Origin of the sequence: Planomonospora corallina (assembly GCF_042650625.1) — a bacterium.
Taxonomy (GTDB): Bacteria; Actinomycetota; Actinomycetes; order Streptosporangiales; family Streptosporangiaceae; genus Planomonospora_B; species Planomonospora_B corallina.
Window position 1 is genome coordinate 100322 of the sequence record NZ_JBHSBM010000034.1, and the last position, 5251, is coordinate 105572.

5 protein-coding genes are annotated in these 5251 nt (G+C 71.5%); 1 reads left to right on the top strand and 4 read right to left on the bottom strand.

Annotated elements, in window-relative coordinates; translation table 11 throughout:
* Together ACFOWE_RS25865 and ACFOWE_RS25870 are read right to left on the bottom strand one after the other, a co-directional pair.
* A partial coding sequence (locus tag ACFOWE_RS25865) for a serine/threonine-protein kinase (RefSeq protein WP_377292211.1) occupies nt 1–962 on the bottom strand: 962 nt, incomplete at its 3' end.
* Nucleotides 963–1057: 95 nt separating this feature from the next.
* Entirely contained in the window at nt 1058–2437 is a 1380-nt protein-coding gene (locus tag ACFOWE_RS25870) for a glycosyltransferase family 4 protein (RefSeq protein WP_377292213.1), read from the bottom strand.
* Nucleotides 2438–2665: 228 nt separating this feature from the next.
* Here ACFOWE_RS25870 and ACFOWE_RS25875 point away from each other — a divergent pair, with 228 nt between their 5' ends.
* The gene (locus ACFOWE_RS25875) at nt 2666–3250 is read left to right on the top strand and encodes a TetR/AcrR family transcriptional regulator (RefSeq protein WP_377292215.1); all 585 of its coding nucleotides are present in this window, start codon (nt 2666–2668) and stop codon (nt 3248–3250) included.
* Nucleotides 3251–3363: 113 nt separating this feature from the next.
* On the opposite strand, the gene ACFOWE_RS25880 is transcribed toward ACFOWE_RS25875, so the two are convergent.
* Nucleotides 3364–4251, bottom strand: a complete 888-nt coding sequence (locus ACFOWE_RS25880) for an ABC transporter permease (RefSeq protein ID WP_377292217.1) — start codon at nt 4249–4251, stop codon at nt 3364–3366.
* The gene (locus ACFOWE_RS25885) at nt 4248–4967 is read right to left on the bottom strand and encodes an ABC transporter ATP-binding protein (protein ID WP_377292219.1); all 720 of its coding nucleotides are present in this window, start codon (nt 4965–4967) and stop codon (nt 4248–4250) included. Before ACFOWE_RS25885 ends, ACFOWE_RS25880 begins: the two co-directional genes overlap by 4 nt.
* Nucleotides 4968–5251 lie beyond the last annotated feature (284 nt).

Below are 5251 nucleotides of genomic sequence, written 5' to 3' on the forward strand. Positions count from 1 at the left end.
TACGGGCCGGCTGCGGAACCGGGCGGCGGGGCCGCGGGCACGGGGGACATGGGGGACACGGTGGGCGCCGTGGGCGCCGTGGGCGCGACCGGATGCGGGGGGACCGGCCCCGGGAGCGGGGTGTGCCGGTCCAGCCGCAGGTCGGTGAGGGCGTCGCGCAGGGCCGCGACCGAGGGGGTGCGCAGGGCCGGATCGGAGGCCATCGCCTGTCGGAGCACCTCGGTCAGCTCCGCCGGCACACCGGGGATCTCCGGGATCGGCTGCCGGTGCAGGGCCATGATGACCGCGAGGTTGGCCACGCCGCTCTCCGGGAAGCGGGGCGGCCGGCCCGACAGCAGCGCGTACAGCGTGGCGGCCAGCGAGTAGACGTCCCCGGCCGCGGTGGGCTCGGCCAGCTCGAACGCCTCCGGCGGGGCGTAGGCGGGCGTGAGCGACTCGCGGGTCACCGAGACCCCGCCGTCCGCCGAGCCGCCCGCCGACGGCATGGTGGCCAGCCCGAAGTCCGACAGCACCACGTTGCCGTAGCGGTTGACGAGGATGTTGGCGGGCTTGATGTCGCGGTGCAGCACCCCTGCGGCGTGCGCGGCCGCGAGCGCGTCGGCGATCCGGATGCCGACGCCGGCGACCTCGGCCGGGGCCAGCCGCCCCTCGGCGCGCATCCGGTCCAGCAGCGACCCGCCGGGGCACAGCTCCAGCACCATGTACGGCCTGCCGTCCGCGAGCACCCCGGCGTCGTAGACGTGGGCGACGTGCGGATGGCCCGACAGCGCCCCCGCCGAGGTGACCTCGCGCATGAAACGGCGCCGGTCGCGCTCGGAGAGCAGCACCCGGTTGTCCACCTTGAGCGCGACCTCCCGGTCCACGGCCAGCTGCCGCGCCCGGTAGACGATCCCGAAACCGCCCTGGCCGAGCACACCGGACACCTCGTAGCCCGGCACCGCCACGGCACCCGCTCCGGCCACCTGCCACCTCCTGGAGAGAGCGGCAAGATTACCGGAAGTCGACCTTTCCTCCCGGTTGAATCACCGGGGCGTCGAATCATCGCATCCGGGCGCGGTCAGCGGACCGGCTCCGCGGCCCGATCTCCCGCGCGGCGGGCCGCCGGCTCCGTGGCTCGGTCCTCGCCCGTACGGCGGGCCGCCGGCTCCCCTCCGGACTCCGGGCTCCGCCCACGCCCCCGTGCCCGGCCGGGTTCCCGGTGCCGGAGGTCCCGGGCGGCGGCGAGGTCCTCCAGGAGGGCGTCCCACCGCGCGCCCACCGACCCGAGGTCGTACCCGGCGGCCGTGCGCAGCGCGTTGCGGCCGAGGCGGTGGCGGAGCTCCCGGTCCTCGATCAGCCGGCAGACGGCCTCGGCCAGGGCCTCGGGTTTCTTGGAGCGGACCAGCAGCCCGTCCTGCTCGGAGGTGATGATCTCTCCAGGCCCGTGGGGACAGTCGAAGCTCACCACCGGCAGGCCCTTGCTCATCGCCTCCAGGATCGTCATGCCGAACCCCTCGTAGCGTGAGCTGACGACGTAGACCGACGCCTTGGAGAACTCCGCGCCGATCTCCTCCGCGCGCCCCATCAGCAGCACCCTGCCGGACAGGCCGGCCGCCTCGATCCGCGCCCGCAGCTTCTCCTCCGCCTGCCGCGTGCCCGCGCCGTAGATGCGCAGCACCCAGTCCGGGTGCCGGGCCGCGACGTGCTTCCAGGCCGCGACCAGCCGGTCGAACCCCTTGGCGTGCACCAGCCTGCCCGCCGCCGCGACGACCTTCTCCTCCAGCCGCGAGACGTCGCCGGTCAGTTCCGGGACGGCGTTGGGGATGCGCACCAGTCGCCGCGGCGGGCCGTTCCTCAGCAGCCCGGCGTACTCCTCCAGGTCGGCCCGGGTCAGGGTGACGAAGGCGTCGAGTCTGCCGTACCGCCGTCTGGCCAGCCGTACGATCTCCGGGGCGTGCACGCCGTACGTGACGTGCTCCTGGCCGATGGTGATCACCTCCGGGGGCGCGAACAGCGCGGTGATCAGATTGAACGCGGGCCGGGTGGAGATGACGACGCCGGAGCGGAGCGAGCGCAGCCGGCGGACCAGGCACAGGTCGGTCCAGAGCGTCAGGGCGTGGTGGACGCGCTCCTGCTCGGGGACCAGCACGCTGGGGAAACGGGACAGCCACCGGGCGAGCGGACCGCGCGGCGCGGTCCGGTCGTCCAGGAACGACACCCGCACCCCCGGCGGGATCGGGAAGAACGGCTCCTTCGCCGTCCGGACCACGCTGACGATCTCCACGTCGCGCTCCCGGGCCAGGTGGCCGGCGAGGTTGAGCACGGTGCGGATGGTCCCGCCCATGCCGTAGGCGTGCTGCAGGATGATGCGGACCGTGCCGGTGTCCGGGACGGCGCCCCTCCGCTCCCGCCTGCCGTTGACCGCACCCAGCAGCCGCAGCGCCGACCGCGCGGCCAACCTGCGGATCTCACTCCCCGGTCGTCGCACCGGACGTTCCGCCATCCGCGAGCCCCCTGCTCAGAACCGCTCCCCGCGCCCGGAGGCGCACTCCCACGGCCCTCGCCCTGCCCCGTATGGGGCGGAATATCCATTCGAGGGGGCCACATGACCTTTACAAGGGGATCACCGAGCCTCGGACCGGCCATCCCGTCTATCCTGATCTTTCTTCCGAGAGGGGAGCGTTTCGTGAGCGGACGGGATCCGGACCGGCGGCGGGCCCTCCTGGACGCCGCGGACCGGGTGATCCGGAGGGAGGGCCCGGAGGCGTCCATGGTGTCGATCGCCGCCGAGGCCGGGATCACCAAGCCCATCCTCTACCGGCACTTCGGCGACAAGAGCGGGCTCTACCAGGCACTGGCCAACCGGCACGTGCGCAGCGTGGTGGCGCTGCTGCGGCCGGAGTTCGACCGGCCCGGGAGCGGCCTGCGCGAGCGCGCCCGCGCGGCCGTCACCGCCTACCTCGACATGATCGCGGCCAACCTGAACCTCTACCGCTTCCTCTTCCACCGGGCGGGGGCGGAGGACAGCCGGACCCACTCCCAGATGACCGCGGTCGTGCGCGGTCTGGGGGAGGAGCTCGGAAAGGTGATCGCCGCCGAGTCCGACGGCCTCGACCCGGTCCGCGCCCAGGTGCTCGGACACGCCTTCGTCGGCATGGTCCAGGCCACCGGGGACTGGTGGCTGGAGCACCCCGAGGTCGACCGCACCGAGGTCGTCGAGGGCCTGGTCAGTGTGATCATGGCGACCATGTCCGTGGCCCCGCCCCGCTGACGCCCACCGCGGCGCTCCCCGGCGGCCCGTGCGTCGCTTTCGTACGGTGGCCCGTGCGTCGCTTTCGTACGGTGGCCCGTGCACCGTTCCCGTACGGCGGCCCGGTGCCGAGGTCACTCCCCGAACCGGGAGAGCTTCCCGTGCGCGCGGGCGTAGCGCAGCGTCCACGCGAACAGGCCCAGCGTCGCAGCCAGGTAGACGGCGTCCAGCGCCGCGGCCCAGGCGAGGCTGTCCCACGGTACGGGGCCGCCGTCCAGGACGGTCCGCATGCCGGTGAACACATGGGTGGCCGGCATGAAGGAGGCGACGGCCTCGAGCGGATCGGGCAGCACCTCGACCGGATAGAAGATCCCGGCCAGCGGCTGCACGACGAAGACCAGCGACCAGGCGATCACCTGGGCGTTCTCGCCGAAGCGGAGCACCGCCGAGATGCCCACCAGTCCCAGGGACCAGCCCATCACCAGCAGCAGTGCCATGAACGGCACCAGCCCGGCTCCCAGGCTGGTGACGCCGAAGCCGTAGAAGGCCAGCGCGAGCCCCGCCATGACCGTGATGGCGAAGACCACCTTGCCGAAGGAGAACACGACCAGGCCGACCACGTACTCGACCGTGGACAGGGGGCTCACCTGCACGTTCAGCAGGTTCCTGCTCCAGATGTCCTCCAGGAACGCGATCGAGATCTCGTTGCTGGCCTTCTGCAGCACCTGCCAGAGCAGGACGGCGCCGATCAGGAAGGCGACCACGAACGGCACCTGCTGTGACTGGAGGAAGACCGTGACGAAACCCCAGACGAGCAGCTCGACCGTCGGCCAGAACACGATCTCGAACATCCGGATGGGGCTGCGCCGAAGTGCGGCGAAGTCCCTGCGGACCACGCCGCCGACCCGGGTGAGGCGCGCCGGGACGCTGAGCGGCGGATGGATGACGGCCGCGGCCGGGCCGCCCCGGGCGGCGGTGCCGATCGTGTCGCCTGTGTCTTTTCTGCCACTTCGAACGGTCATGAGCGGGCCACCTTGAGAAAGACTTCTTCCAGACTCTCCGCGCCGTAGACGTCGGCGAGCTCGGCGGCGCTGCCGCTCGCGACGATCCGTCCCGCGGACATGAAGTGGATGCGGTCGCACATCCGCTCCACCTCCTGCATGTTGTGCGAGGTGATCAGCATCGCCCGGCCGCTCTCCTCGGAGAGGCGGACCAGGAGGTTCCGGATCCGGTCGCCCGCGTCCGGGTCGAGGTTGGCCGTCGGCTCGTCGAGGATGAGCAGGCTGGGCTCGTTGACGAGTGCCTTGGCCAGCTGGACGCGGGTGCGCTGACCGGAGGAGAGCTCCATGACCCTGCGCCTGCGCAGGGGGCCGAGATCCAGCAACTCGATCAGCTCTCCGACGCGGCTCCGGGGGTCGCGCACGCCGTACAGTCGGGCGAAGACGTCCAGCACCTCCCGGACCTGCAGGACTCCGGGCAGGTCCACGTAACTGGCGGCGAAGTTGATCCGGCTGAGGACCTCGGTCCGGTGACGGTCCAGCTCCAGGTCGAACATGCGGATGCTCCCCGAGTCCGGGGTGATGAGCCCCAGCAGCATGTGGAGGGTGGTGGACTTGCCGGCGCCGTTGGGGCCGAGCAGCCCGACGATCTCGCCGGGGCCGATCTCGAGGCCGACCTCGTGGACGGCGGTCACGGGGCCGAAGCTCTTCGCCAGTGCGCGGGCTTCAAGAATCGTCACCGCTTCAGCGTGCGCTCCGTCACACCCACCGGGCAAAGGGTTTTCACCAGGAGGGCTGATTTGACGATGCGGACGAAGGGTCATAAAGTCCACCGGGCTCGAGGGAACCGGTGGGGACACCGGGACGCTCGGGAACCTCTCGATCACTCCCTGATTCGACACGAATCGGATGTGCGGGTAAGTTCGAGGGGTTGCTCCGGAAACGGGGCGGTCTGAATTCCGCAAGGATCTGCCAGACCGGGTCAAATTGACACGGAAAAGCGGAACTGTAAGAATAAAGACAC